Raw genomic sequence first — 26,817 nt, forward strand, 5'->3', positions numbered from 1 at the left:
GCGGCGGAGAACCCGGCGGTCCGCGGCCTGGACGGCCGACCTGCCAGGCGGTCCCCGACCCGGCGGTCCGGGGCGCGATCCCGGAGGCCGACGGCCGTAGCCGCTTCGGTACGGCGAACAGGTGCGTGCCCGGTGCCCGGTCCGGCAGCAGGCAGCAGGCAGTCCGGACCTGCGCGACCGGCGCAGTCGGGTACGTGAGAAGGGGAAGCCGGACACAGCCGGGCCCGCGGACGGACGCCCGCCCCATCCCTTGCCCCGCCTTCTCCACGCCCCTAGCCTGACTTTGTGCCGCTAATAAACAAAACCCTCACCCGCAGTGCCGCCCAGGGGGACACGCTGACCCGTCTGCGCGTCGCGATCACCACGTTCTTCGCGCTCGACGGCTTCGTCTTCGCGGGCTGGGTCGTCCGTATCCCCGCGATCAAGCACCAGACCAACGCCTCCGCCAGCTCGCTGGGGCTCGCCCTGCTCGGCGTCTCGGCGGGCGCCGTGGTCACCATGACCCTCACCGGACGCCTGTGCCGCCGCTTCGGCGCCCATCCGGTGACCGTCGTCTGTGCCGTCCTGCTCTCCCTGAGCGTCGCACTGCCCCCGCTCACCCACTCGGCGCTCGCGCTGGGTGCCGTCCTCCTGGTGTTCGGCGCGGCCTACGGCGGGATCAACGTCGCCTTCAACAGCGCGGCCGTCGACCTGGTCACCGCGCTGCGGCGGCCCATCATGCCGAGTTTCCACGCGGCCTTCAGCATGGGCGGCATGATCGGCGCCGGGCTCGGCGGACTGGTCGCCGGTGCCCTCTCCCCCACCGAGCACCTGCTCGGACTGACCGTCGTGGGGCTGCTGGTCACCGCCGTCGCCGGACCCACGCTGCTGCGGCACGAGCCGCCGCGACCGGCCGAGCACGCGCACGGCACCGCCGATGGCACTCCGCGGCGCCGTGCCGGCCGGACCCGCGGGCTGGTGGTGGTCTTCGGCCTGATCGCGCTGTGCACGGCGTACGGCGAGGGCGCCATGGCCGACTGGGGCGCCCTCCACCTCGAACAGGACCTGGACACCTCGCCGGGCCTCGCGGCGGCGGGTTACTCGTGCTTCGCGCTCGCCATGACCGTCGGGCGGCTGACGGGTACGACCCTGCTCGAACGCCTCGGCCACGCCCGTACGGTGGTCGCGGGCGGCACCGTCGCGACGGCCGGCATGCTGCTCGGCTCGCTCGCCCCCTCCGTGTGGGCGGCCCTGCTCGGCTTTGCCGTCACCGGGCTCGGCCTCGCCAACCTCTTCCCGGTCGCCGTGGAACGGGCCGGGATGCTCGCCGGTCCCAGCGGTGTCGCGACCGCTTCCACGCTGGGCTACGGCGGCATGCTCCTCGGGCCGCCCGCGATCGGCTTCATGGCCGACTGGTTCTCCCTGCCCACCGCGCTCACCAGCGTCGCCGTACTGGCGGCCGTGGCGGTGCTGATCGGCGTGACGACGCGGCGCGCCGCGGCGGGCTGACCGCCCGTCCCCGCCGCCCCCGTGACGTCATACGTACGCATGGGGACCGAGGACGAGCACCGGCCCTGGGCATACGTAGCGGCACTCGCCATACCCCGGAGGGACGGGGCAGACATGCGTTCGACCGATCGTTGGCGGGTGTGATTCGGCCCGCGGCGGCGCCACCCCGCGTACAGGTGACGCGTTGGGCGTGCCGTGGCAGCACAGCAGAGACGATTCTCTGGCCGTGACCGCCGCTTTGGTCCGTCGGTTTGCGTGAACTACGGCATGGGGTGTTTCGAACGTGTGGACATGTGTCGGCGACTCCTGTGTACCGCCTGTGTCCCGTGCGGGGGCGGATCACGACCTGGTCGGCAGGGCACGGGAGACCAAGAAGCTGCGGCAGTTGCTCACCGTGCACCGGATGGTGAGCGTGACCGGTCACGCGGGGGTGGGCAAGAGCCGTCTGGCCCACGCCGTCGCGGTGGTGACGGCCGACGGGCCATGGCGGCGGATCGTCCACGTGCGCGGCACCCGCACCGGCCCGCTCTCGCCGGGGGCACTGGCCTCGGCGGTCGTACGGGCGCTCGGCGGTCCGGGCGCCGCATCCGGGCCGGCCGGCCCGGATGCGGTCGGGGCGGTGCGCGCGCTGCGGGACGCGCGGATCCTGCTGTTCCTCGACGATGTCGACCCCGTCCGCACCGAGTGCACGGGCCTGGCGCAGCGGCTGCTGATGGCCGTACCGGACGTACGGATCCTGGTGACCTCGCGCCGCCCGCTGGGCCTCGGACACGAACGGGTGCTGCGGCTCGGCGGGTTGCGCTTCGGGGAAACGGGCGGTGACCGCTCGGCACCTGCGGTGGAGCTGTTCCTGGCGCGGGCCCGCGCCAGGGTGCCGGGGTTCGCCCCACGCGGCACCGAGCTGTGGGCCGTACGGGAGGTGTGCCGGCTGCTGGAGGGCAATCCCCTCGCCATCGAACTGGCCGCGGGACAGCTCGCCGACCGCCCGGTGACCCGTCTCCCGTCACTGCTCGCCCACCAGCAGGACCGGCTGGCTCGCGCCCACTACCTGCTGTGCACGCCCGAACTGCGCACGGTGTGGGCGCGGGCCGGGGTCTTCGCCGGTTCCTTCACCGAGTCGACCGCGGTGTTCCTGTGCACCGGCGGCGGTGTGGCGGAACACCGGGTGCCGGGGGCGCTCGCCCGGCTCGCGGCGCTGGGGATCCTGGAGCGGGTGGGCGATCCGGGCGGGCGGGGCCGGCCGCGCTACCGGATGGCGCGTTCCGCCCGGGAGTTCGGTGCCGAACGGCTGCGCGAGATGGGCGAGTTCGCGGTGACCGCCGAGCGGCGCATGGCGCACGGCCGCCGGGTGGCCGCGGTCGCGGAACACTTGTGGAGCGCGGGCGGCCAGCGGCAGGCCGTGCGCCTGGTGCTCGACGAGTACGAGGAGCTGACCGACACGGTGCGCTGCGCCCTCGCCCGGCCCGAACACGCCGAGGCCGCCCTGGAGATGGTGACCGGCCTGTGGTTCTGGTGGGCGGTGTACGACCGGGCCGAGGAGGGCCTGGGCTATCTGCTGCGTCTGCTGCCGCACTGCGAGCCCGACGGCCCGGCGGTGGCACGCGCGCAGTGGCTGGCCGCGTGGCTGGCCGCGCCCCACGATCCGCGCACCGCCCGCGTCCTGCTGGGCCGGGCGTGGCCCGCCGCCGTGCTGGCCGGGGACGACGCCCTCATCGGTCGCATCGCGCACGTCCAGGGCGTGCTGGCGCTGGAACAGGGCGATGCCCACGGGGCGGCCGAGCACTTCCGGTTCGCCGCGGACACGATCCCGGACGACGCTCCGGCGGGCCCGTCCCCGGCCGTGAGCCGGGCGGTTCTCGCGATGGTGCAGGCCGGATTCGCCCCGGGCGCGGCCCGGCGCAGCGCGCGCCGCGCGCTGGCCCACCCCGGCATCCGTGACGACGCCTGGGCGACCCTGCTCGCCCGCTACGCCCGTGCCGCCGCCGATCACCGGTGCGGACGGCCCGGCCGGGCCTGGCAGCGCGCCCGGCGGGCGCTGGCGACGGTGGAGGCACGCCTGCCCGCACCCCTCGGTCGCGCCGCGCTGGCCCAGCTCGTCGCCGACGTCGAGGCCGGTCTCCCCGCCGGGCCGCGCCGCCCGGCACCGCCGAGCCCCCGCACGGAGGTACGCCTGCCGGATCCCGCCGCGAGTCCGTCCCGACGATGACGGCCGGAACTCCCCACTGGAACGGCGCCGGGTGTCGGCGTCGACCGCCGACGCCGTCCCGCGGCGTACCGACGACCACCGGCGCCCACCAGCACGGACCGCCCGTACCAAACGCACCACCCCGACCGAAGACAGCGACCGCCCGCCACCGCAACACACTCGCCCCCGCACCCGCACCGACAACGGCCGTCGACGCTCTGCCGGACCCACCCGTGCCGTGGCACCGCCGGTGCGCGGACGGCCCGCGTCCGGTCCTCGGTGGCGCGGTGCCGTGGACATTCGCCGCCGCCGGTCAGGCGCGACGGACCGCGGCCAGGTACGCACGGCACAGCACGGCGCCGGCCCCGCACCTCCGGGGCAGACAGCGGAGGCAGCCGCGTACGTGCTCCACATATGCCCGACAGGTGCTCCGGGTGGTGGCCGAAGCGGATTCCGGCATCTCCGGCATGTGCTGTCTCCCCGTGAAACGTCCGGCTGGGCCGCGGTGTGGGGCGGCGGCTGGGCACCGGCCCCGCGGCCGTCCGCGACGCGCCGTGCGGGGGCCGATGCGCGGCTGCCCCACCGACCTGGGCAGCCACGCATCCTCCCGCGCCGCTCGGGGGAGCACGGCGCGCGCCCGGGCCCCGGCGGCCGTGCGGGGCTCCCGTGTGGGCCCGCGCGGCTGCCGACGTCCGTCGGCGGAACGTCCGCCCGGTCCGGCTGACCGGGCGGCGGTCACCCGCCTGCTGGCCGGGCCCTGCCGGTGCGGCGGACTTGGCCGAAGGTCCATATGCCGACCTGGGTTTTTCCGCATACGTAGGCGTCGCTGGGGCGTGTTTCGAAAGTAGCGTCGCGGCCCGGCATGACTTTCGAAACACGCTCCAGGGCCGCAGGGCCTCGGCGATCTGGGTGCGTGAAGTGACCCCGAGCTTGGCGAGGATGCGCTCGACGTGGGTGCCCGCGGTGCGTTTGGAGATCACCAGCCGTTCGGCGACCTCGCGGTTGGACAGCCCCTGTGCCTCCAGTTGGGCGACCTCCCGCTCGCGTGGCGTCAGCTCGCCGGTGGCGGTCCGCGGCGCCTGCCCGGAAGCGGTCCGCTGGTGCGGCACCGGGACGTCCGCGTCGGTGCGGACCGCCTGAGGGATCTCGGTCCCCGACATCCGGGCGCCCAGGGCACGGCGGTGGTCGAACTCCTCGTCGCCCAGGGCCTCCTGTACCGCCTGCCGCACCCTGTCCCGTTCCTGCAGCAGTTTGGGCAGCATGGCCACCGGGTCCCCGGCCAGCCGGCGCGCGCCCTCGGCGTAGCCCAGCGGCCAGGCGGCGCGCACATGGCGTCCGCTGTGGGCGGCGTGCCAGGCCAGACCCGGACAGCACAGGGCCGCGACCAGTACCTCGCCGATCTCGGCGACCGCCTCCAGCGCCTGGTGCAGCGGTGCCGTGGTCTCCTCGCGGCGCCCGGCCAGCCACAGGATCAGGCCCTGCACCGTCAGCGTGGACGCGTAGATCTGGCGCTCTCCCGTGTCCCGCAGATGGGCGAGACCGGCCTCCCCCAGGCCCGCTCCGGGCAGTCCTCGCGCGCCAGGGCCAGGCCCTTGTCGAGCCAGTACCGGCCCTCCGAGAGCGTCCCGGTGCCCGCCAGAAGGGTGCCAGCCGTGCGGCCAGCCACAGGCCGCGCGCCGCCCGGCCCTCGGTGGCGCAGGAGAAGCGCAGCGCCTCGCGCACGTCCGCGATCCCGGAGCGGATCTCCCGGTACAGGCCGACCTGGGCGCCGGAGATCAGCTCGTCCCAGAACCGCCCGGCGAGGTCCTCGTAGTACGTGAAGTGCCGTTCACGGACCGCGAGGGCGTCACCCATGGCATCCAGTTGCTCGGCCCCGTAGGCGCGCAGGGTGTCGAGCAGCCCGTACCTGGCGCCGTCCTCGTAGGAGCGCTGCACCACGGGCTTGTCGACGAGGGAGAAGAGTGTCGCCACGACCCGCTCGCGGGGGAGCGTGTCGTCGGCGCAGATCCGTTCCGCGGCGGCCAGGTCGAAGGAGCCGGCGAACACCGACAGCCGCCGCCACAGCAGCCGTTCGTCGGCGGTGCACAGCTCGTACGACCAGCCGATCGCCGTGCGCAGGGCCAGGTGCCGGTCCAGTGCGCCACGCCGGTTGCCGGTGAGGACGTCGAAGCGGTCGTCGAGCCGGGCGGCGAGTTCTTCGAGCGGCGCCAACCGCAGCCGTACCGCAGCCAGTTCGAGGGCGAGCGGAATGCCGTCGAGCCGCTCCACGAGTTCCCGCACGCGGGGGCGGCCGGACTCGGTCACCTGCCAGCCCGGTGTCGCCAGGGCGGCGCGCTGCGCGAACAGTTCCATGGCGTCGTCACGGCCGAGGGGCGCGAGGGGGACGACGAACTCGCCGGCCACGTCCAGCGGTTGCCGACTGGTGGCCAGCAGGCTCGCCTCCGCCGCGCCGCGCAGCAGTACGTCACAGAGCCCGGCGCACGCCTCCAGGAGGTGCTCGCAGGTGTCCAGCACGATCAGCAGCCGCCGACCGCCACAAGGTATCCGGACCACAGCGCAGCGTGAGCAGTCCCCGGCGGTCGTTCACGGGCCCCGCACCGAACGGCCTGACGGCTACGGCCACCCGAAAATGGGTCCAGCGGGTGAACACTTTCCCACGGGGCGGCTGCTGTCACTCCCGGACACCGGGCCCGGGACGCCCGCTGTCACCCCAGGTACCGGACACGGACCGCTCACTGCCACCCCGGGTGACGGTGCGCGGGAGCGCGGTACGCGGGAGCCCGATGTCGGTCCGGTACGGCACACTCGCCGCATGGAGACTGCGGAGTTCGTCCGGATCCTGGACCGGGAGGGCCGGCTGCTGGCCGCGGCCGCCGCGGCGGCCGGCACCGACGCCGAGGTGCCGGCCTGCCCGAAGTGGCGCGTGCGGGATCTGCTGCGGCACACCGGCGCCGTGCACCGGTGGGCGGCCGGGTTCGTCGCGGACGCACACGCCGGTCCGCGCCGCTTCCCGGATCCGCCCGACCTCGACGGCGACGCGCTGGTGGACTGGTACCGGGACAGTCACCGCCGGCTCGTCGACACGCTGACCGCGGCACCGGCCGACGTCGTGTGCTGGACCTTCCTGCCCGCGCCGGGCCCGTCCCCGCTGGCCTTCTGGGCGCGCCGGCAGGCCCATGAGACGACTGTGCACCGGTACGACGCCGAGTCGGCGGGCGGCGGCCGGACGTCCCCGATCGCCGCGGAGTTCGCGGTCGACGGCATCGACGAATTGCTGCGCGGTTTCCACGCCCGCGCCGGCAGCCGGGTCCGTAGCGACGAGCCGCGAGTGCTGCGGGTGCGGGCGGTGGACCCGGACCCGGCCCGGAGCGCGGTGTGGACAGTACGCCTGTCGGACCTGCCGCCGGTGACGTCGCGGGACGAGGCGGGCTGTCCGGATGCCGAACTGGCCGGTCCGGCCGACCGGTTGTACCTGGCGCTGTGGAACCGGGCTCCGCTGCCGAGGGTCACCGGGGACGAGGCGCTGGCCGCGCTGTGGCAGGAGAGATCCGCGGTCTGACCGCGGCCGTATCAGACGGTCAGCATCCGGGTGAGCACCGCGCGCTGCACCGGCAGTACCTGGCCGTACAGTGCGCGGCCCTTCGCCGTGAGCGCCACGCGCACGCCCCGCCGGTCCTCCTCGCACATGCCGCGCTCGACGAGTCCGTCCCGCTCCAGGCGGGCGATCAGCCGGGACAGCGCGCTCTGGCTGAGGTGGATGCGGTCGGAGATCTCCTGGACCCGGAGGGAACATCCGCTGTCCGCTCCGGCGTTCTGGGACAGCAGGTCCAGCACCTCGAAGTCACTGGCGCACAGGCCGTGCCCGTTCAGCGCGCGGTCGAGTTCGCACTGGGTGCGGGCGTGCAGTGCCAGGATGTCCCGCCATTGGTCCACGAGCGCTTGCTCGGCCCTTTTCGCCGCCATGAACGCACGGTAGCAGAGCAGCGACTTCTTTTCGCCCACATTAAATGCACTTGCATTCAATGCATGTGCATGTAGTCTCGCCGCCATGACCTCATCGCTCACCGTCGCGTCCGAGGGACGCTGGACCCCCCGGCTGTGGGGCACGCTGCTCGTGCTCTGCGCCGCCATGTTCCTCGACGCGCTCGACGTGTCGATGGTCGGCGTCGCCCTGCCGTCCATCGGCTCCGATCTCCACCTGTCCACGTCGACGCTGCAATGGATCGTCAGCGGCTACATCCTGGGATACGGCGGCCTGCTGCTCCTCGGCGGACGCACCGCCGATCTGCTCGGGCGGCGCCAGGTGTTCCTGGTGGCCCTGGGGATCTTCGCGCTCGCCTCGCTGCTCGGCGGGCTGGTCGACTCGGGGCCGCTCCTGATCGCCAGCCGCTTTGTCAAGGGCCTCAGCGCGGCGTTCACGGCGCCCGCCGGCCTGTCGATCATCACCACCACGTTCCCCGAGGGCCCGCTGCGCAACCGCGCCCTGTCCATCTACACCACGTGCGCGGCCACCGGGTTCTCCATGGGTCTGGTGCTGTCCGGGCTGCTCACCGAGGCCAGCTGGCGGCTGGCGATGCTGCTGCCCGCGCCCATCGCCCTGATCGCGTTGTTCGCCGGTCTCAGGCTGCTGCCGCGCAGCGCCCGCGAGCGGGACCACAACGGCTACGACCTCCCCGGCGCCGTCCTCGGCACCGCGTCGATGCTGCTGCTCGTCTTCACCGTCGTCCAGGCACCGCAGACCGGCTGGACCTCCGCCCGCACCCTGCTGTCCTTCCTCGCGGTCGCCGTGCTGCTCACCGTGTTCGTCCTGGTGGAACGGCGTTCCCCGGGACCGCTGATCCGGCTCGGCGTGCTCCGCTCGGGCAGCCAGGTCCGCGCCCAACTCGGCGCGGTGGCCTCGGCTCGTACGTCGGGTTCCAGTTCCTCACGACGCTGTACATGCAGTCCCTGCTGGGCTGGTCGGCGCTGCACACCGCGCTGGCCTTCCTGCCCGCGGGCGCGCTGGTGGCGGTGTCCTCGACGAAGGTCGGCGCGATCGTCGACCGGTTCGGCACCCAGCGGCTGATCGCTGCGGGCTTCACCTTCATGGTCGTCGGGTACGCGCTGTTCCTGCGCGTGAACCTCGACCCCGTGTACGCCGCCGTCATCCTGCCGTCGATGCTGCTGATCGGCGCGGCCTGCGCGCTCGTCTTCCCGTCGCTGAACATCCAGGCCACCAACGGGGTCGAGGACCACGAGCAGGGCATGGTCTCCGGGCTGCTGAACACGTCGGTCCAGGTCGGCGGGGCGATCTTCCTGGCCGTCGTGACCGCGGTGGTCACCGCGGGTGCCCCCGAGCACGCCGGCCCGCAGGCCGTCCTCGACAGCTACCGGCCCGGACTGATCGTGATCACGGGCATCGCCGCCGCCGGGCTGCTCCTCAGCCTGACGGGCCTGCGCACCCGGCGTCCGCAGCAGTCCCTCGTCGTCGCCACGTCCACCCTCCGGGAGGCGGATCGCGTCACCGTACGCGACTAGGGGGACGCCTCCCCCGCGCGCCCGGCGGGGTCCTCTTGCTCCGCCGGGCGCACGCCTGTGAGACTCCTCCCGTGGAGGCTTACGGAGGGCGGCGCGGTCAGGCCGAGCGGGACGCGATCACCGTCGAGATCGGATACGCGCTCTGCAGCGCGGCGTTCGCGGCGGCGGTCCTCTTCGGGGCCGTCGCCGGGCCCGCGTTGCTCTTCGCCCTGCCGGACACCGTGGAGCACGTCTCGCTCCGCGCCGGCCTCGTCCTCGCCGCTGTGCTCTTCGTCGTCCGGGTCGTCAGCGTGCTGGTCCGCTTCCGACAGGCGTCTCAGCCCAGCCAGCCCGGCCGTACCAGGCCCGACTCGTAGGCCAGTACGACCAGTTGGGCACGGTCCCGGGCGCCCAGTTTCACCATCGTGCGGCTGACGTGGGTCTTCGCGGTGAGCGGGCTGACCACCAGGCGACGGGCGATCTCCTCGTTCGACAGGCCGATGCCGACCAGGGCCATCACCTCCCGCTCCCGGTCGGTGAGCCGGGCCAGTTCGTCGGCCGCCGCCGGTTCCTTGGACCGCGCCGCGAACTCGGCGATGAGGCGGCGGGTCACGCTCGGTGACAGCAGTGCGTCGCCCTCGACCACCGCCCGTACGGCGCGTACCAGTTCCTCCGGCTCGGTGTGCTTGACCAGGAAGCCGGAGGCGCCCGAGCGGATCGCCTCGAAGACGTACTCGTCGAGTTCGAAGGTGGTGAGCATGACCACCTTGACGTCCCGCAACTCCGGCTCGCCGGTGATCCGGCGGGTGGCGGCCAGCCCGTCGAGCAGCGGCATGCGGATGTCCATCAGGACGACGTCGGGGCGCAGTTCGCGCACCTTGGCCAGTGCCTCGGCCCCGTCGGCGGCCTCGCCGGCCACCTCGATGCCCGGCTGTGCGCCGAGCAGCGCCCGGAAACCGGCCCGCACCAGCGCCTGGTCGTCGGCAAGCAGTACCCGGATCACCGGTCGTCCTCCTCGGCCGCGGTCCGCAGCGGCAGTACGGCGAGCACCCGGAAGCCGCCGTCGGGGCGCGGCCCCGCCTCGATCGTGCCACCGAGGGCGGCGGCCCGCTCGCGCATCCCGGCCAGCCCGTTGCCGCTGCCGCCCGCGTCGGCACCGGTCGCCGGCCCGTCGTCGTCGACGCGCAGCCGCAGCGTCGCCGCGTCCCCGTCGAGCCGTACCCGCGCGTGCCGCGAACCCGAGTGCCGCACGACGTTGGTGAGTGCCTCCTGGACGATGCGGAAGGCGGCCAGGTCGGCGCCCGGTGCGAGCTGCGGCGCCGTGCCCTCCACCGCGACGGTGAGCCCCGCGCCCGCCGCCTGCTCGACGAGTTCGGGCAGCCGGTCCAGACCGGGCGCGGGCGCACGCGGCGCGGCGCCCGGAGCACGGAGCGTGTCCAGCACCTGCCGCACCTCGCCGAGCGCCTCCTTGCTGGCGGCCTTGATGGTGGTGAGCGCCGCACGGGCCTGCTCGGGGTCGCGGTCCAGGAGCGCGAGACCCATGCCCGCCTGGACGTTGATGACGGAGATGCTGTGGGCGAGGACGTCGTGCAGTTCACGGGCGATCCGCAGCCGTTCCTCGTCCGCGCGCCGCCGGGCCGCCTGCGCACGGTCGGCTCGTTCCCGCACCCACTGCTCGCGCCGCACCCGGGCCAGCTCGGACAGCGCTCCGATGGCCAGGACCCAGGTGGCGATCACGATCTCCTGGCCGACGGTCCCGCCGGCGTCCCCCGGCGGCGGGAGCAGGCGGTAGAGCCAGAGCGCGATCAGGACGTGCCCGGCCCAGAGCAGTCCGACGGCGGTCCAGGCGGCCCTGCGGTGCCCGTCGGCCACGGCGGTGCAGCAGCTCACGGCGACGGTCAGGAAGACCGGGCCGTACGGGTAGCCGGCGCCCAGGTAGACCAGGGTCACCCCGGCGGTGCCGAACGCCACGAACACGGGGTGACGGTGCCGCCACAGCAGCAGTACGGAGGCGGCCAGGAGCAGCACGCGCGCGTAGCCGTCCAACGGCACCCGGTGGGGCTGATCGTGGGCGGCGAAGTTCGAGCCGACCAGCACCACGCCGGTGAACAGCACGGTGGAGCGCCACGGCAGCCGGGCGGCCCGCGGCTCGGCGTCGTCGGGCCGGTCCCACCACGGCGGCCCGTACCGCCACCACCGCACCGGGCCGTGCCCACGCACGCGCTGCTCCTCCATGACGGCCACGCTAGACGCCGCCGGCCGCGGCGGCGTCCGCCCGGCGTGGTGATCACGCGTACTCCCGGGGAAGTACGGCCGGGTCCCCGGGGTGCCGTACGCCGCCGTGGCCGCCCGGCACATGCGTACGGAAGCCGGAAGCCCGCACCGGCCGGCCGCGGAAGATCGCCTCGGCGGCGGCCCGCCGTGTCCGAGGTCGGTGGTGTCTTCCTCGGCGGAGTCGGCCCCGGCTCCGCCGCCGCCGAGCCGCGTCGTGGCGCGCCCGATCAGCCGGTCTTCCGGATCACCGTCACGAAGTGACCGCGTCGTCGTCCGCCGCGTCCTCCGCCGTGGCGTCCGGGACCGGGTCGGACCGCCGGTCCAGCACGGTCAGGGCGCGCTGGGCCATCGGGTGGTTGCGGACCAGCCCGGCCAGGGTCGTGGACCCCCGGGTGATGTCCCGGAAGGCGTTCCAGGCGGGGCGGAAGCCGGTGAGCGCCGCATGGAACAGACCGGGCCGGCGCTCGTACACGGCGAGCATCCGGCGGCCGACGCTCATCTCCACACCGAGCCCCGCCTTGATCGCGAACGCGTAGTTCAGGGCCTGGCGGCGGGTGTCCACCGCGTCGTGCGCCTCGGCGATGCGCACCGCCCACTCCCCCGCGAGCCGGCCCGACCGCAGCGCGAACGAGATGCCCTCGCGGGTCCACGGCTCCAGCAGCCCGGCGGCGTCGCCGCAGACCAGGACCCGGCCGCGGGACAGCGGGGAGTCCTCGGCACGGCACCGGGTCAAGTGCCCCGAGGAGACGGCCGGTTCGAAGCCCGCCAGGCCGAGCCGGGCGATGAAGTCCTCCAAGTACCGCTTGGTGGCCGCGCCTTCGCCGCGCGCGGAGATCACGCCGACCGTGAGGGTGTCGCCCTTGGGGAACACCCAGCCGTAGCTGCCGGGCATCGGGCCCCAGTCGATGAGGACCCGCCCCTTCCAGTCCTCGGCGACCGGTTCCGGTACCGGGATCTCGGCCTCCAGACCGAGGTCGACCTGCTCCATCTTCACGCCGACGTGCGCCCCTATGCGGCTGGCGCTGCCGTCGGCGCCCACCACCGCGCGGGCCAGGACGGTCTCGCCGCCCTGCAGGACGACGGCGACCGTGCGCCGGTCCGGTACCGCGGAGCCGTGCTGCTCCACCCGCGACACCGTGACACCCGTGCGCAGCTCGGCGCCCGCCTTCTGCGCGTGCTCGACCAGTTGCAGGTCGAACTCCGGGCGGTTGATCAGGCCGAACAGCATCTGCTTGGAGCGGCGGGTACGGGTGAAACGCCCGTTGTTCGAGAAGGTGACCGCGTGCACCCGGTCCCTGAAGGGCAGTTCGAAGCCGGGCGGGAGCGCGTCGCGCGAGGGTCCGATGATGCCGCCGCCGCAGGTCTTGTAGCGGGGCAGCTCGGCTTTCTCCAGCAGCAGCACGCGCCGCCCCGCGACCGCCGCCGCGTAGGCGGCGGAGGCCCCCGCGGGTCCCGCGCCCACCACGACGACGTCCCACACCCGCTGTACGTCCTCCGCCGAAGAGTTCTCGCCGCTCACGATGGTCTACTGCTCCGATCAAGCCGCTGCCGCTACCGCTCCCCAGGCTCGCGACCGCGCCCGAGCAGGGGGGACCTCATGTCCCCCCGCATCCTACGGCGCACGTCGCCGCAGGCCACTGTGGGAGGATCGGTGTTCTCACCGCTACAACGTCGCACCCACGAGGAGCGTGCCCATGTCGTCGAATCCGGTCGCCGAAACCGTCGCCTCGCTGCTGCCCAGGGCCAAGGCGGAACTCACCGAACTGGTGGCGTTCAAATCGGTGGCCGATTTTGATCAGTTCCCGAAGAGCGAGAGCGAGAAGGCGGCGGACTGGTTGGCCGGCGCACTGCGCGCCGAGGGCTTCCAGGACGTGGCCCTGCTCGACACTCCGGACGGCACCCAGTCGGTGTACGGCTGCCTGCCCGGCCCGGAAGGTGCGAAAACGGTTCTGCTCTATGCCCACTACGATGTGCAGCCGCCGCTCGACGAAAGTGCCTGGACCACTCCGCCGTTCGAACTGACCGAGCGCGACGGCCGCTGGTACGGGCGGGGCGCGGCCGACTGCAAGGGCGGCGTGATCATGCACCTGCTGGCGCTGCGCGCACTGCGGGCGAACGGCGGCGTCCCGGTGACCGTCAAGGTCATCGCCGAGGGCTCCGAGGAGCAGGGCACCGGCGGTCTGGAGCGGTACGCCGAGCAGCACCCCGATCTGCTGGCGGCCGACGCCGTCGTCATCGGCGACACCGGCAACTTCCGCGTCGGCCTGCCGACCGTCACCGCCTCGCTGCGCGGCATGGTGCTGGTCCGGGTGCAGGTCGACACGCTGGCGGGCAATCTGCACTCCGGCCAGTTCGGCGGCGCGGCCCCGGACGCCCTGGCCGCGCTGATCCGCGTCCTGGACTCGGTGCGCGCAGCGGACGGCTCCACCACGATCGACGGACTCGCCTCCGAGGGCCGCTGGGACGGGCTCGCCTACCCGGACGGGCAGTTCCGGGCGGACGCCAAGGTACTGGAGGGCGTCGGGCTGATCGGCGAGGGCACCGTCGCCGACCGGCTGTGGGCCCGCCCGGCCGTCACGGTCCTCGGCATCGACTGCCCGCCGGTGGTGGGGGCCACCCCGTCCGTGCAGGCGAGCGCGCGGGCCCTGGTCAGTCTGCGGGTGCCGCCGGGCGTGGACGCGGTCGAGGCGGGCAAGCTGCTCCAGGCGCACCTGGAGGCGCACACGCCGTGGGGCGCCCGGGTGCAGACCGAGCGGGTCGGACAGGGCCAGCCGTTCCGCGCCGACACCGAAAGCCCCGCGTACCGGGCGATGGCCGACGCCATGGCGGTGGCCTACCCGGGCCAGGAGATGCAGTACGCCGGTCAGGGCGGCTCCATCCCGCTGTGCAACACCCTCGCGCAGCTCTACCCGGAGGCGGAGATACTGCTCATCGGCCTGAGCGAGCCGGAGGCGCAGATCCACGCCGTGAACGAGAGCGTCTCGCCCGAGGAACTGGAGCGGCTGGCGGTGGCGGAGGCGCTGTTCCTGGGCAACTACGCCGCGGGCTGAGCCGTTCTGCCCACGGCAGCGGGTCCCCGTCCGCGGACGGGGACCCGCCCTGCGGTCGGCCCATGGACGTGATCGGGCTGCTGCCCCGCCTCCGCCTGCGGCGCTTCCCGGTCGGCCAGGTCTGCCTCTGGACCGACCGCGTCACGGCCACGCGACTCGACACCGGGGCGGTCGGCTCCGGCCGGGCGATCGCCGACACGCTCACCGCGCCGGGCCCGTCGCCGGTGTGGCGGATCGTGCCGACCGCCTTCCCCGAGGACCACGCGGACGGGGCGGGCGAGTTCGCCGCGCCGAGCGGCGCCGAGGTGCCGGCGCACCGCCCGGACGCGCCGGCGGTCTTCGCGGACCGGGAACCGCCCCTGCGCGCGGAGGCCGTGCGGCACCTGCCGCGGGGCGGGCCGGGGCGCCCCGGCCGGGTGACCGACCTGTCCGACGGCGGCGTCCTCGACCGCGGACCGGATCCCGGCCACCGCTCGCCGCGGCGCGGCCCGGCAGCGGACGGGCCGCATGCGCTCAGCCCTGCGGAACGCCGGCCTCCAGGTACAGCGCGACACCGCGCTCACGCGCCCGCAGCGCCCACCGCAACCGCTCGTACCGTACGGGCGGCAGCAGTTCGGCGGCCTCCTGCTCGGTGACGAAGCGCCAGGCGCGCAGTTCGGGCCCGGGCAGCAGCAGCGAGCCGGCCTCCGCGGACGCCAGCCGGCCGCCGTCGAACAGCAGGCGCAGCCCGCCGTAGCCGGGTGGTACGGGCGATTCCCAGTCCACGACGAGCAGCCGCGGTACCTCGGCCAGCCGTATCCCGGTCTCCTCGGTGACCTCGCGCATTCCGGCGCGGGCGGGTGCCTCGCCGGGCTCGACGACTCCGCCGGGGAACTCCCAACCCGGTTTGTACGTCGGGTCGACGAGCAGGACGCGGTCCTGATCGTCGAAGAGCAGCACCCCGGCCGCGAGCGTCTCCGCGGTGGGTTCCGGCGTCTGCACGATGTCGCAGGGGGCCACGGCACCGCCGGCCACGGCATCGGCGATGCGGACCGCCGTCTCGTAGGGGGTGAGGGCGCTGGTGTCGACGGGATGGGCGTCGGCGGCGAGCCAGGAGGCGAGCGCGGCGCGGTACGGCTCGATGTGGTCGTACGCCCACTGACGCACCCGCAGTTCGCCGTCCGGCAGGTCGGGCGGGACGTCCCGCCCGGCTATGCGCGCCCGCAGGATCGTTTCGGCCGGGGCGAGCAACAGATGCCGTACGGCTATCCGGCGGGCGGCGAGGCCACCGAAGATCTCGTCCCGGTACTCCTGGCGCAGCAGGGTCATCGGGACCACGAGGGTCCCGCCGAGTTCGGCCAGCATGGCGGCCGCCGTGTCGATCACCAGCCGGCGCCAGATCGGCAGGTCCTGGAAGTCGCCGACCTCGGCGAGGCGTTTGGGCGGCAGCAGGCGTGCGAGCGCTCCGCCGATGGCCTCGGGGTCGAAGAGCGTGCTGTTCGGGATCAGGTCGATCAATTCCCGTGCGGTGGCCGTCTTCCCCGCACCGAACGCGCCGTTGATCCAGACGATCATTCATACTCCAGAGCTGGAAGGCCGCTGAGCAGCGACGGAGCCGTCTTCAGGAGATCACCTGGGAGCGAACACGGGAAAAGGAGGCGTCCACAAACCCCGCACCCACTTCTTCCTTCTCCCATACGCCCCGAAGGTACTCCACGAACCGCGCCTCCATGACGACCGTCACGTCGCTGTACATACCCTCCACACCCGGAGGCCCGTGCCCCTGCCCGGCCACCGCCGCCGGAAAGGGCATCGCCGGCCCGGGCCCCGGGACCGTCGCCCCGCACCCGCACCCGCACGAGAGAGACACGAGAGAAATTCGTGCGACTGTCGGGACAGCGGATGTCAAGACGGTGGCGCCGGCTCCGACCAAGAGGTCGAAGGGTCCCGCCAGGACCCGCGAACCACGAGGAGTACGAGATGAAGTTCCTGATCAGCCTGCACATCAACCCGGCCGTGCTGGACGCCCTGACCGAAGCGGAGAAGGAAGCGATCGGCGCAGGCCACGGCAAGTTCATCGAGACGCTGAAGGCGTCCGGCGAGCTGATCACCACGCAGGCGCTCGTCGACCCGTCGCAGGCCGCCGTGGTCTCGGTGCGGGAGGGCCGGCCGGTGGTGACCGACGGACCGTTCCTGGAGGCCAAGGAGCATCTCGGCGGCTTCTACCTGATCGACTGCGAGAACAAGGAGCGGGCGATCGAGCTGGCGGCGCAGATCCCGGACGCCGCGATCGGGGGTCTGGGGGTCGAGGTGCGGCAGGTCATGTTCGCCGACGGACAATTGGAGGCATGACGGCAGCGCGCTTCGAGGACCTGCTGCGGGAACTCACGCCGCAGGTCCTCGGCACCCTGGTACGCCGGTACGGCCAGTTCGAAGGATGTGAGGACGCCGTACAGGAGGCGGTCCTCGCCGCCGCCGTGCAGTGGCCGGCCGAGGGGGTGCCGGACAACCCGCGGGGCTGGCTGCTGACTGTCGCGTGCCGGCGGCTCGTCGACCAGGCACGCAGCGACCGGGCGCGCCGTGCCCGGGAGTCGGCGGCGGCCACCGAGGCGGTGCCCGAGGACGTACCGGACACCGACGACACGCTCGTCCTGCTGTTCCTGTGCTGCCATCCGGCGCTGACCGCGGCCTCCCAGACCGCTCTGACGCTGCGCGCGGTCGGCGGCCTGACCACGGCCGAGATCGCCCGCGCGTTCCTGGTGCCGGAGGCCACCATGGCGGCCAGGATCAGCCGGGCCAAGCAGCGGATCAGGGCCGCAGGCAGCTCGTTCGGGCTGCCGGACGGCCCGGAGCGCGAGGAGCGGCTGCGGGTCGTCCTGCACGTCCTCTATCTGATCTTCAACGAGGGCTACACCGCCTCGTCGGGCCGTGCGCTGCACCGTGCCGACCTCGCGCGCGAGGCGATCCGGCTGACGAGGATGGTGCACGCGCAACTGCCCGCGGACGACGAGGTGACCGGGCTGCTCGCGCCGATGCTGCTGACCCATGCCCGCAGCAGGGCGCGGACGACGGCGGCCGGGGATCTCGTACCGCTGGACGAGCAGGACCGCGGGACCTGGGACCGCGAGCTGATCGAGGAGGGCACCGAGTTGGTCAAGGCGGCGCTGGCCGGTCCGACGCTGGGGCCTTACCAGGTGCAGGCCGCCATCGCCGCCACGCACGCCGACGCGGCCACGGCCGAGGAGACCGACTGGCGCCAGGTGCACGCCCTTTACCTCATCCTGGAACGGATCGCACCCAACCCGATGGTCACCCTCAACCGGGCCGTCGCGCTCGCCGAGACCGAGGGCCCGCCGGCCGGGCTGGCCCTGCTGTCCCCGCTGGACGCCGACCAGCGGATGGCCGGGCATCACCGGCTGCTGTCCGTACGGGCGCACCTGCTGGAGAGGAACGGCGACCCGGCCGGGGCGTACGCGCTTTACCGGCGTGCCGCGAAGTCCACCGCCAGCATCGCCGAACAGCGCTTTCTGGAGTCCCGGGCCGACCGGGTGGCGCGCCGTGCGCCGGAGGTGCCGCGGTCGGGCCGCCCGGAGACCGGGCACGGCTGAGGGAGCTGCGCGGGTGCCGGTGCGCGGCACCGGCACCCGGCCGGGGCGGCGGAGCCGACGCCGGGGATCTACTCCTCGAACAGGACGTGGTCGGCGGGGGCGAAGCTGTCCTGGCTGACGGCGTGGTCGGCGGTGTCGAGCGGGTCCGAGACGTGCAGATCGTCGAGGACCGCGTGGTCCGCGCCGTGCGACGGGGTGATCGCGGCCACGACGAAGCCGGTGGCGAGGGAGGCGAGGGCGAGCATGCTGCGCTTCTTCATGCCCCTATCAACTGTGCGAGCCGCCCGGAGTCACGCGGATCACGGCCGTTCCCCCCTCCAGGTCCACCGTGCTGCGGTGCGGCGGCGCCCCGTCCTCGTCGTCGTCACGGAGCAGCAGTGCCGACTGCCGTTCCCGCAACTCGTGCTGCTTGCCCGGCGACAGGGCGCCGTGCAACTGCTCGAACCCGGTGGCCGACACCTGCCCGGTTCTCGCTCCGTTGCGCCACGGCGGCACGCCCGCGTGCCCGGCCCGCAGCAGCAGCTGGTCGACGAAGGCCACCACGGTGAGCAGGATGACGAGCCCCGGCAAGGTCATGAAGACGGCGAACTGCATGTACCGAGTATCGGGAACGGCGGCAGGCGGGGAAAGCCGCCTGGTCCGGGCTTCCGGTCGGGGCGGCGGCCGGACCAGGGTGATCCCGGCCGCGTCCGCCGCTCCCGGTCCGTCGCCGTGGCGGCCGGCATCGGGTCGGGGCGGGTCCGGAGAGCGTATGACCTGCGATTTGGGTACCCCGGGACATCCGATGTCCCGACGGATCGACAGGCGGAGCACACCGGTCGGGTGAGGAACGAACCCGTCGGTCTACGGGAAGGTGATCCCACACAACCGAACGTGCGGCGGAACATCGCTCGCAAATACAGCGTCCATCAAGGAGTTTGGCGCGATATCGGTCGGCCGTCACCGCTTCTCTTCCACCATAGTCCGACACGTCCTACCGTAAACGGACGGCCATGACGCGCGCATGACGTCATCCCATCTTTCGCGAGTCGGAGGAACGTAATGATGCGTCACCCTCGCACCCGCACGACCCGCACGGTCCGCCGAAGAGTGGTCGGGGTCCTCGCCGCAGGGCTGCTGTCCTCGGCCGGCCTCGCCGCCCCCGCCGCCGCGGCGGCCCCGGCGGCGCAGCCTGTCGCCCCCGCCGGCGCGGCGCCCGCCCCGGCCGAGCCGTCCCGGACGTCCGCGCCAGCCGACGGCCTGGCCCTCACCCCGCCGATGGGCTTCAACAACTGGAACTCCACGCACTGCCGCGCCGACTTCAATGAGGAGATGGTCAAGGGCATCGCCGACATCTTCGTGGCGAAGGGCCTCAAGGACGCCGGGTACCAGTACGTCAACCTCGACGACTGCTGGGCCCTGCCGAGCCGGGACGCGGACGGCAAGCTGGTCCCCGACCCGGTCCGGTTCCCCGGTGGGATCAAGGCCGTCGCCGACTACGTCCACGAAAAGGGCCTCAAGCTCGGCGTCTACACCAGCGCCGGCACGAAGACGTGCAACCCCGCCGGGTTCCCGGGCGGCCTCGGCCACGAGTACAGCGACGCCCAGCAGTTCGCCGACTGGGGCGTGGACTACCTCAAGTACGACAACTGCAACAACCAGGGCGTGGACGCCAAGCTGCGCTACACCACCATGCGGGACGCCCTGCGGGCGACCGGGCGGCCCATCGTCTACAGCATCTGCGAATGGGGCCAGAACAAGCCCTGGGAGTGGGCGGGCGACCTCGGCCAGCTGTGGCGGACGACGGGGGACATCAGTGACAGCTGGGGCTCGATGCTGTCGATCCTGAAGCAGAACCTGCCCCTCGCGCCGTACGCCGGGCCCGGCCGCTGGAACGACCCGGACATGCTGGAGGTCGGCAACGGCGGCATGACCGACACCGAGTACCGCTCGCACTTCTCGATGTGGTCGGTCATGGCGGCGCCGCTGCTCATCGGCACCGACCTGCGCAAGGCGTCCCCGTCGACCTTCGACATCCTGGGCAACAAGGAGGTCGTCGCCGTCGACCAGGACCCGCTGGGCAAGCAGGGCACGGTCCTCTCGTCGGAGGGCGGACGCTGGGTCGTCGCCAAGGAGATGCGGGACGGCAGCCGCACGGTGGCCCTGTTCAACGAGTCCGGCACCGCCCAGCGCATCACGACGACCGCGCGGGCCGCGGGCCTTCCGGACGCCCCCGCCTACACCCTGCGCGACCTGTGGCAGCACCGGAGCTACAACACCGCGGGCACCGTCTCCGCGACCGTACCGGCCCACGGCACGGTCCTCGTCCGGGTCTTCGCCGACCACGACTGGGCCGCGCACCCGCCGGCGGTCGAACCCGGCCTGGACGGCAGCCCGTACGTGGAGGCGGGCACCCCAGCCGAGCTGACCACCACGGTCACCGACCTCGGCCGCACCCCGGCCCGGCAGGTGTCCGTGGCCCTGACCGGCCCCGAGGGCTGGACCGTCACCCCGACGTCGGCCACCCGGGCGGCGTCCCTGACGACGGACCGGTCGCTGCGCACCGGCTGGCGGGTGACCGCTCCTTCGGGCACGCCGACGGGGTCGTACGGCCTGACCCTGAAGGCCGCGTACCGCTCGCCGTCGGGAACGCCCGTCGACAGCACGCTGCCCCTGACGGTGTCCGTCGCGGTACCGCCCCCGTCCGGCACGTCGTACCTCAGCGATCTGCCGTGGCTGGAGGCCGCCAACGCCTGGGGCCCGGTGGAACGCGACACCAGCAACGGTGAGAGCGCGGCCGGCGACGGCCGCACCCTCACCCTGGGCGGAACGGCGTACGCCAAGGGGCTCGGCGTGCACGCCGACAGCTCCGTCGCCCACTACACGGGCGGTGCCTGCGAGACGGTCACCGCGGACGTCGGGGTCGACGACGAGAAGGGCGCGAACGGCACCGTCACCTTCGAGATCTGGGCCGACGGCACGAAGGCCGCCGCCACCGGAGTGCTGACCAACGCGATGCCGGCCCAGCCGCTGACCGCGGACGTGACCGGCGCCCGGGTGGTCCGGCTCGTCGTCACCGACGGCGGCGACGGCATCGACTCGGACCACGCGGACTGGGCGGACGCACGGCTCAGCTGCTGAGCCCGGCCATCGACAGGTGAACGTTCCGGTGGCACCGGGCGACCGGTGTCAGACCCCCGCCGCGGTCGCGTCCGGCCTGCGCGCCAGCGCGGCGGCGGCGGCGCCCACCAGACCCGCGTCCGTGCCCATCTGCGCGGGGGTCACCGTCAGCCGCTGGACGAAGGAGAGGGTCGCGTAGTCGCCGAGGGCCTTGCGCAGCGGCGCGAAGAGGATGTCGCCCGCCTTGCCCACACCGCCGCCGATCACCGCGATGTCGATCTCGACGAGGGTCGCGGTGGCCGCGATGGCGGCGGCCAGCGCCTGCGCGGCCCGCTCGAAGGACGCCACCGCGACCGGGTCCCCGGCGCGGGCGGCCGCCGCGACCGCGGCCGCCGAGGCGTCCCCGTCGGGACCCGGCTGCCAGCCGCTCTCCAGCGCGCGCCGGGCGATGTTGGGGCCGCTGGCGATCCGCTCCACGCAGCCGCGCGAGCCGCACGGGCACGGATCGCCGTCGAGGTCGACGCTGATGTGGCCGATGTGCCCCGCGTTGCCCGTGGGCCCCGGGTGCAGCTGGCCGCCCAGGACGAGACCGCCGCCGACACCGGTCGAGACCACCATGCACAGCGCGTTGTCGTGGCCGCGGGCGGCTCCCTGCCAGTGTTCGGCGGCCGTGATCGCCACGCCGTCGCCGATCAGCTCCACCGGCAGGCCGCCGGTCGCCGCCCGGACCCGCTCCACCAGCGGGAAGCCGCGCCAGCCGGGCACGTTCACCGGGCTCACCGTGCCCGCGGAGGCGTCCACCGGACCGGCGCTGCCGATCCCGATGGAACCCGCGCGCGCCCACAGGGGCGACCCGGCGAGTTCGCCGAGCACCTCCGTCACGGCTCGCATGACGGTCTCGCCGTCCTGCCGAGCGGGCGTCGCACGCTGGGCGCGTACCTGAATCCGTCCGTGGCCGTCCACCAGCGCGCCGGCGATTTTGGTGCCGCCGATGTCGAGCGCAGCCACGAGGTCGGTGTGCATCAGAGTCGAATCTCCCCGTCAAACATGAGAAAACGAAGTGCGAGACAGCCCGGTCTCGTCATCGGGCGCAGGCCGGTGATTGCGGTGGACAGTCTCCCCCGGATCTGACAACGTTGTCCAGGCTCTATGCTCGACGCCACATCCTCATACGACCCCATGGGCCTTCGCACCACCCCGTGGACGACAGGACAGGACGCCGCATCGTGCCAGAGACCACCCGCCGCGCTGACCGCCTCACCGGATCACGCTACGGCAACCGTCCGACGATGAAGGACGTGGCGGCCCGGGCCGGTGTCGGGCTCAAGACGGTCTCCCGGGTGGTCAACGGCGAGCCGGGGGTCACCCCCGACACCGAGCGCCGCGTCCAGGAGGCCATCGACGCGCTCGGCTTCCGGCGCAACGACAGCGCGCGGGTGCTGCGCAAGGGCCGGACCGCCAGCATCGGCCTGGTCCTGGAGGACCTGGCCGACCCGTTCTACGGTCCGCTCAGCCGCGCCGTCGAGGAGGTGGCCCGCGCCCACGGCGCTCTGCTGATCAACGGTTCCAGCGCCGAGGACCCGGAACGCGAGCAGGAACTGGCGCTGGCCCTGTGCGCCCGGCGGGTGGACGGGCTGGTGATCATCCCCGCGGGAGGCGACCACCGCTATCTGGAGCCGGAGATCAGGGCGGGCGTCGCGACCGTGTTCGTGGACCGTCCCGCCGGGAAGATCGACGCCGATGTCGTGCTGTCCGACAACTTCGGCGGCGCCCGCGACGGCGTGGCCCATCTGATCGCCCATGGGCACCGCCGCATCGGGTTCATCGGTGACATGCCCCGCATCCACACCGCGGCCGAGCGGCTGCGCGGCTACCGGGCGGCCATGGAGGACGCCGGAATAGAGGTCGAGGACGGCTGGATGTCCCTGGGCGCCACCGATCCGGAGCGGGTGCGCCGGGCCGCCGCGGAGATGCTGGCCGCGGACTCCCCGGTCACCGCGATCTTCACGGGCAACAACCGGGTGACGGTGACGGTGATCCGGGTCCTGGCCGAGCACACCGGGCCCGTCGCCCTGGTCGGTTTCGACGACATCGAACTCGCCGACCTGCTCCGGCCGGGCGTCACGGTCGTCGCCCAGGACGCGGCGGCCCTCGGCCGCACCGCCGCCGAACGCCTCTTCCGGCAGTTGGACGGCAGCCTCGTCACCCCGGAGCGCATCGAGCTGCCGACCCGGCTGATCACCCGTGGCTCGGGTGAGCTGCCGCCGGCGGGCTGAGCGCCGATGACCGGACGGACCCTGGAGGAACTGGGGCTCGCCGAGGCGCCGCGGGACCATCCTCTGAGTTATCCGGGTGCCTGGCCCGCGGACTCCGGAGTCCTGTGCGGGGACCGGATGCTGCCGGCCGACCGCCTGGTGCACCCGGACCGGGTGCCGGTCCTCGCGGTCGGCTCCAACGCCTGCCCCGGCCAGTTGCGGCACAAGATGGCCGAGTTCTCGGTCACCTCCGGCATCCCCATGGTGAAGGCCCGGGTGACGGGCCTCGGGGTCGGCGTCTCCGCGCACGTGAGCCGCATGGGGTACGTTTCCGCCTCACCGTTCCGCGCGCCCGCGGCGGTGCGGGAGCTGTTCGTGACCTGGCTCGACGCACGGCAGCTCGCGGTGGTCGACGCCAGCGAGGGCGTGCCGCTGCCCGCCGGGAACTACGACCGGGCCTGGCTGCCCGCGCCCGACGTGCGGATCGAGCTGGCCGACGGTACGGCGCTCGCGGGAGCGTTCGCGTACGGCAACCGGCACGGCGTCCTGCGCGACGGGGACGGAGCGCCTCGGCACCATCCGGGCCAACGGCCGCTGCTCGCGGGGCTGCTACGGGCATCCGCCGAGCTGCGAGAGCTGTTCGGCGGCACGCCCGAGGAGTTCTGCGCGCGGGCCCGGGCCGACGCGGGGCTGTGCGACCGCGGCACGGAGCTGTTCGCGCAACGTGGCTGGGCGACGGCGTCCGGCCTTGAGCGGTACGCCGACGCGCGGCGGTCCGGGGAGCGGACCGGCGGCCCGGGGCCGGTCCGTGGGCGGCGCCGCCCTTGAGGTGGACGTTCCTCGCCCGGACACCGTGTCGCGTTGTCGCCGCTGGATCTCGTCCACGGGATCCCCACGGAGTCGGGAGCCGCGGCCGGCCGCCGCGCGCCGGGTCCGCTACCCGGCCGACGCGGTGAGGTCGCCGCGCCGTGGCGCCGCGAAGCCCTCCAGGTCCGAGCGGGACAGACCGGTGAGCCGGGTGACCTCCACGAGGTCGAGGGCGCCGCAGTCCAGGCCGCGCAGCAGGTAGCCGCTGAGGGCCTTGGCGGTGGCGGGCTCGTCCATGATGTCGCCGCCGGCCCGGTTGGCGTACCGGGCCAGACGGTCCGCCGCCGGTGCGAAGCCCTCGCGGTAGAAGGCGAACACGGCGGCGTAGCGGGTGGGCAGGTGGCCGGGGTGCATGTCCCAGCCCTGGTAGTAGGCGCGGGCCAGCGCGCGCCGGGTGAGGCCGTAGTGCAGTCGCCAGGCAGCGTGCACCTGTTCGGCCGGGCCGACCGGGAGCACGTTGGTCGAGCCGTCCGAGAGGCGTACGCCCGTGCCCGCGGCCGCGACCTGCATGACCGCCTTGGCGTGGTCGGCGGCCGGGTGGTCACTGGCCTGGTGGGCGGCGGAGACACCGAGGCAGGCGCTGTAGTCGAAGGTGCCGTAGTGCAGTCCGGTGGCGCGCCCCTCGGCGGCCCGAATCATCCGGGCGACCGTCGCGGTGCCGTCGTCGGCGAGGATGGACTGGCTGGTCTCGATCTGGATCTCGAAGGCGATCCGGCCGGGCTCAAGACCTCGTGCCTTCTCGAAGGCGTCGAGCAACCGCACCATGGCGGTGACCTGCTCGGCGTAGGTCACCTTGGGCAGCGTGAGGACCAGCCCCTCCGGCAGGCCCCCCGCCTCCGTCAGGCCGGTCAGGAAGATGTCGAGGGTGCGGATGCCCCGCTCGCGCACCGCCGCTTCCAGGCACTTCATGCGGATGCCCATGTACGGTGTCGCGGTGCCCCGCGCGTACGCCTCGGCGATCAGCCGGGCCGCGCGCGCGGCCGTCTCGTCCTCCTCGGCGTCCGGACGCAGTCCGTAGCCGTCCTCGAAGTCGACCCGGAGGTCTTCCACGGGCTCGTGCTCCAGCTTGTCGCGCACCCGGTCGTACACGGGCCCGGCCAGTTCGTCGGCGAGGCCGAGGACGGCGGCGAAGGAGGCGGCGTCGGGGGCGTGTTCGTCGAGTGCCGCAAGGGCCTGCTCGCCCCAGGTGCGGATGGTGTCGGCGGCGAACAGGTCGCCGGGGACGTAGACGGTGTGGACGGGCTGGCGGGTGCCGGGGTCTCCCGGGTAGCGGCGCTCCAGCTCGGCGTCGACGGGGGCGAGGGCCGCGCCGATGTCCTCGCTGACGGCGGCCGCGAGGCTCGTCGAGACCTTCTCCTGCTGGCCCTGGCCCATCGCCACACCCTCCACTGGTCCGCTTGATCTTCCGCTCTGCGGAATCAACAATCCGTAGAATGAAGTTATCCGGGTGCCTTCCGGATGGTCAACACCCTGTCCGCGGGCAGCCGCTCGGCCATGTCGCCATGTTCACGCCCATCCGCCAGGGCAGTGTCACGCGTAGTTCGCCCACCGACTCGTCCGGCCGTCACGACCGAAGGAGCCCCTGTGCCGCACCACAGCCGAGTCACGCGCCGTCTGGGCCTCAAGGCCGCCCTGTCCGCGGCGGCAGCCCTGCCCCTCACCAGTACAGCACCGTCCGCCTCGGCCGCCCCGGCGGCGCCGGAGCCGAGCCGCGAACTGGAGGTCATGTCCTTCAACCTGCGCTTCGCGAGCACCACCGAGCCGAACAGCTGGGCGGTCCGCAGGCCGGTGCTGCACGCCCTGCTGGACCGCGCGGCCCCGCACGTCATCGGCACCCAGGAGGGCCTCTTCCCGCAGTTGCTGGACATCGCCTCCGACCTCGGTCCGCGCTACGACTGGATCGGCACCGGCCGCCTGCACGGCAGCCATGACGAGTTCATGGCCGTCTTCTATGACACCCAGCGCCTCACCCCGACCGAGTACGACCACTTCTGGCTGTCCGACACCCCGGACGTGATCGGCTCGAACACCTGGGGCGCCGCACTCCCCCGCATGGTCACCTGGGTGCGCTTCCGGGACCGGTACGCGGACGGCCAGGAGTTCCACCTCCTCAACACGCACTTCGACCATGCGAGCCAGTCCGCACGCGAGCGCTCCGCCGCGCTGGTCGCCGAGCGCGTCCGGAGCCTCGACGGCTCGCTGCCACTCGTGGTGACCGGCGACTTCAACGTCGCCGCCCGCCGCAACCCGGTCCACGACACGCTGCTGGCCGCCGGTCTTGCCGACACCTGGGACACCGCGGGCGAGCGCAGCCCGCTGTACGGCACCTTCCACGGCTACGAGCCGCTGACACCGGACGGCGACCGCATCGACTGGATCCTGACCACACCGGGGGTGACCACGCGGCGGGTGGTGATCGACACCTTCTCCGCCGACGGCCGGTTCCCGAGCGACCACCTGCCGGTGCGGGCCTCCCTCACCCTGGGCTGAGCGCACCGGAACGAACCGGGGCCCCG

At 73.5% G+C, this 26,817-nt stretch carries 21 protein-coding genes and 2 pseudogenes; 12 read left to right on the top strand and 11 right to left on the bottom strand.

Going from position 1 to position 26,817, the window contains the following annotated elements; genetic code table 11:
• Positions 1-285 precede the first annotated feature (285 nt).
• Positions 286-1,488 (top strand): MFS transporter, encoded by a 1,203-nt coding sequence (locus ACFY2B_RS06690; RefSeq protein WP_390762055.1) that lies wholly within the window; start codon positions 286-288, stop codon positions 1,486-1,488.
• 319 nt (positions 1,489-1,807) lie between these two features.
• A complete protein-coding gene (locus ACFY2B_RS06695; RefSeq protein WP_390762056.1) occupies positions 1,808-3,694 on the top strand; it encodes an ATP-binding protein in 1,887 nt (628 codons plus the stop codon).
• An 869-nt stretch (positions 3,695-4,563) separates the two neighbouring features.
• Here the strand turns inward: ACFY2B_RS06695 and ACFY2B_RS06700 are convergent.
• Positions 4,564-6,202 (bottom strand): annotated as a pseudogene (locus ACFY2B_RS06700) (ATP-binding protein); the annotation flags it as partial.
• Positions 6,203-6,485: 283 nt separating this feature from the next.
• On the opposite strand from ACFY2B_RS06700, the gene ACFY2B_RS06705 reads away from it, so the two are divergent.
• Positions 6,486-7,232 (top strand): maleylpyruvate isomerase family mycothiol-dependent enzyme, encoded by a 747-nt coding sequence (locus tag ACFY2B_RS06705; RefSeq protein WP_390762057.1) that lies wholly within the window; start codon positions 6,486-6,488, stop codon positions 7,230-7,232.
• A gap of 11 nt (positions 7,233-7,243) precedes the next feature.
• Here the strand turns inward: ACFY2B_RS06705 and ACFY2B_RS06710 are convergent, their stop codons facing one another.
• Positions 7,244-7,636, bottom strand: a complete 393-nt coding sequence (locus tag ACFY2B_RS06710; protein WP_390762058.1) for a MarR family winged helix-turn-helix transcriptional regulator — start codon at positions 7,634-7,636, stop codon at positions 7,244-7,246.
• Positions 7,637-7,721: 85 nt separating this feature from the next.
• On the opposite strand from ACFY2B_RS06710, the pseudogene ACFY2B_RS06715 reads away from it, so the two are divergent.
• Together ACFY2B_RS06715 and ACFY2B_RS06720 are read left to right on the top strand one after the other, a co-directional pair.
• A pseudogene (locus ACFY2B_RS06715) lies at positions 7,722-9,190 on the top strand (MFS transporter).
• A gap of 71 nt (positions 9,191-9,261) precedes the next feature.
• Positions 9,262-9,546, top strand: a complete 285-nt coding sequence (locus tag ACFY2B_RS06720) for a DUF6332 family protein (protein WP_390762059.1) — start codon at positions 9,262-9,264, stop codon at positions 9,544-9,546.
• Here ACFY2B_RS06720 and ACFY2B_RS06725 read toward each other — a convergent pair.
• From ACFY2B_RS06725 to ACFY2B_RS06735, 3 genes are all read right to left on the bottom strand, one after another.
• Entirely contained in the window at positions 9,507-10,172 is a 666-nt protein-coding gene (locus tag ACFY2B_RS06725; protein WP_390762060.1) for a response regulator, read from the bottom strand. The genes ACFY2B_RS06720 and ACFY2B_RS06725 overlap by 40 nt on opposite strands.
• A complete protein-coding gene (locus tag ACFY2B_RS06730; RefSeq protein WP_390762061.1) occupies positions 10,169-11,404 on the bottom strand; it encodes a sensor histidine kinase in 1,236 nt (411 codons plus the stop codon). Before ACFY2B_RS06730 ends, ACFY2B_RS06725 begins: the two co-directional genes overlap by 4 nt.
• 289 nt (positions 11,405-11,693) lie before the next feature.
• Entirely contained in the window at positions 11,694-12,962 is a 1,269-nt protein-coding gene (locus ACFY2B_RS06735; protein WP_390762062.1) for a geranylgeranyl reductase family protein, read from the bottom strand.
• A 175-nt stretch (positions 12,963-13,137) separates the two neighbouring features.
• Here ACFY2B_RS06735 and ACFY2B_RS06740 point away from each other — a divergent pair, with 175 nt between their 5' ends.
• Complete coding sequence (locus ACFY2B_RS06740; RefSeq protein WP_390762063.1) at positions 13,138-14,493, top strand: dipeptidase; 1,356 nt, start codon at positions 13,138-13,140, stop codon at positions 14,491-14,493.
• A 513-nt stretch (positions 14,494-15,006) separates the two neighbouring features.
• Here ACFY2B_RS06740 and ACFY2B_RS06745 read toward each other — a convergent pair.
• Both ACFY2B_RS06745 and ACFY2B_RS06750 read right to left on the bottom strand, forming a co-directional pair.
• Complete coding sequence (locus tag ACFY2B_RS06745) at positions 15,007-16,047, bottom strand: NUDIX domain-containing protein (protein ID WP_390762064.1); 1,041 nt, start codon at positions 16,045-16,047, stop codon at positions 15,007-15,009.
• Between the two features lie 46 nt (positions 16,048-16,093).
• Entirely contained in the window at positions 16,094-16,228 is a 135-nt protein-coding gene (locus ACFY2B_RS06750; RefSeq protein WP_390762065.1) for a hypothetical protein, read from the bottom strand.
• Positions 16,229-16,452: 224 nt separating this feature from the next.
• Between ACFY2B_RS06750 and ACFY2B_RS06755 the strand changes: the two genes are divergently transcribed.
• Positions 16,453-16,824 carry a YciI family protein gene (locus ACFY2B_RS06755; RefSeq protein ID WP_390762066.1) on the top strand — a complete coding sequence of 124 codons (372 nt, stop codon included), beginning with the start codon at positions 16,453-16,455 and terminating at the stop codon, positions 16,822-16,824.
• Positions 16,821-18,080 (top strand): RNA polymerase sigma factor, encoded by a 1,260-nt coding sequence (locus ACFY2B_RS06760; protein WP_390762067.1) that lies wholly within the window; start codon positions 16,821-16,823, stop codon positions 18,078-18,080. The genes ACFY2B_RS06755 and ACFY2B_RS06760 overlap by 4 nt, the downstream gene beginning before the upstream one ends.
• 68 nt (positions 18,081-18,148) lie before the next feature.
• On the opposite strand, the gene ACFY2B_RS06765 is transcribed toward ACFY2B_RS06760, so the two are convergent.
• Together ACFY2B_RS06765 and ACFY2B_RS06770 are read right to left on the bottom strand one after the other, a co-directional pair.
• The gene (locus ACFY2B_RS06765) at positions 18,149-18,340 is read right to left on the bottom strand and encodes a hypothetical protein (RefSeq protein ID WP_390762068.1); all 192 of its coding nucleotides are present in this window, start codon (positions 18,338-18,340) and stop codon (positions 18,149-18,151) included.
• Positions 18,341-18,347: 7 nt separating this feature from the next.
• On the bottom strand, positions 18,348-18,674 hold the full coding sequence (locus ACFY2B_RS06770) for a DUF6191 domain-containing protein (RefSeq protein ID WP_390762069.1): 327 nt from the start codon (positions 18,672-18,674) through the stop codon (positions 18,348-18,350).
• A 450-nt stretch (positions 18,675-19,124) separates the two neighbouring features.
• Here ACFY2B_RS06770 and ACFY2B_RS06775 point away from each other — a divergent pair, with 450 nt between their 5' ends.
• On the top strand, positions 19,125-21,200 hold the full coding sequence (locus ACFY2B_RS06775; protein ID WP_390762345.1) for an NPCBM/NEW2 domain-containing protein: 2,076 nt from the start codon (positions 19,125-19,127) through the stop codon (positions 21,198-21,200).
• A 48-nt stretch (positions 21,201-21,248) separates the two neighbouring features.
• Here the strand turns inward: ACFY2B_RS06775 and ACFY2B_RS06780 are convergent, their stop codons facing one another.
• Entirely contained in the window at positions 21,249-22,202 is a 954-nt protein-coding gene (locus ACFY2B_RS06780; RefSeq protein WP_390762070.1) for an ROK family protein, read from the bottom strand.
• 203 nt (positions 22,203-22,405) lie between these two features.
• Here ACFY2B_RS06780 and ACFY2B_RS06785 point away from each other — a divergent pair, with 203 nt between their 5' ends.
• Positions 22,406-23,455, top strand: coding sequence for a LacI family DNA-binding transcriptional regulator (locus ACFY2B_RS06785; RefSeq protein WP_390762071.1), 1,050 nt, complete (start codon positions 22,406-22,408; stop codon positions 23,453-23,455).
• A 6-nt stretch (positions 23,456-23,461) separates the two neighbouring features.
• Positions 23,462-24,262: a hypothetical protein gene (locus ACFY2B_RS06790; RefSeq protein ID WP_390762072.1), complete on the top strand. Its 801-nt coding sequence runs from the start codon at positions 23,462-23,464 to the stop codon at positions 24,260-24,262.
• A gap of 108 nt (positions 24,263-24,370) precedes the next feature.
• Here ACFY2B_RS06790 and ACFY2B_RS06795 read toward each other — a convergent pair whose 3' ends face one another.
• Complete coding sequence (locus ACFY2B_RS06795; protein ID WP_390762073.1) at positions 24,371-25,675, bottom strand: DUF6986 family protein; 1,305 nt, start codon at positions 25,673-25,675, stop codon at positions 24,371-24,373.
• Positions 25,676-25,885: 210 nt separating this feature from the next.
• On the opposite strand from ACFY2B_RS06795, the gene ACFY2B_RS06800 reads away from it, so the two are divergent.
• A complete protein-coding gene (locus tag ACFY2B_RS06800; protein ID WP_390762074.1) occupies positions 25,886-26,791 on the top strand; it encodes an endonuclease/exonuclease/phosphatase family protein in 906 nt (301 codons plus the stop codon).
• Positions 26,792-26,817: the final 26 nt, after the last annotated feature.

Origin of the sequence: Streptomyces sp. NPDC001270 (genome assembly GCF_042896695.1) — a bacterium.
Classification (GTDB): domain Bacteria; phylum Actinomycetota; class Actinomycetes; order Streptomycetales; family Streptomycetaceae; genus Streptomyces.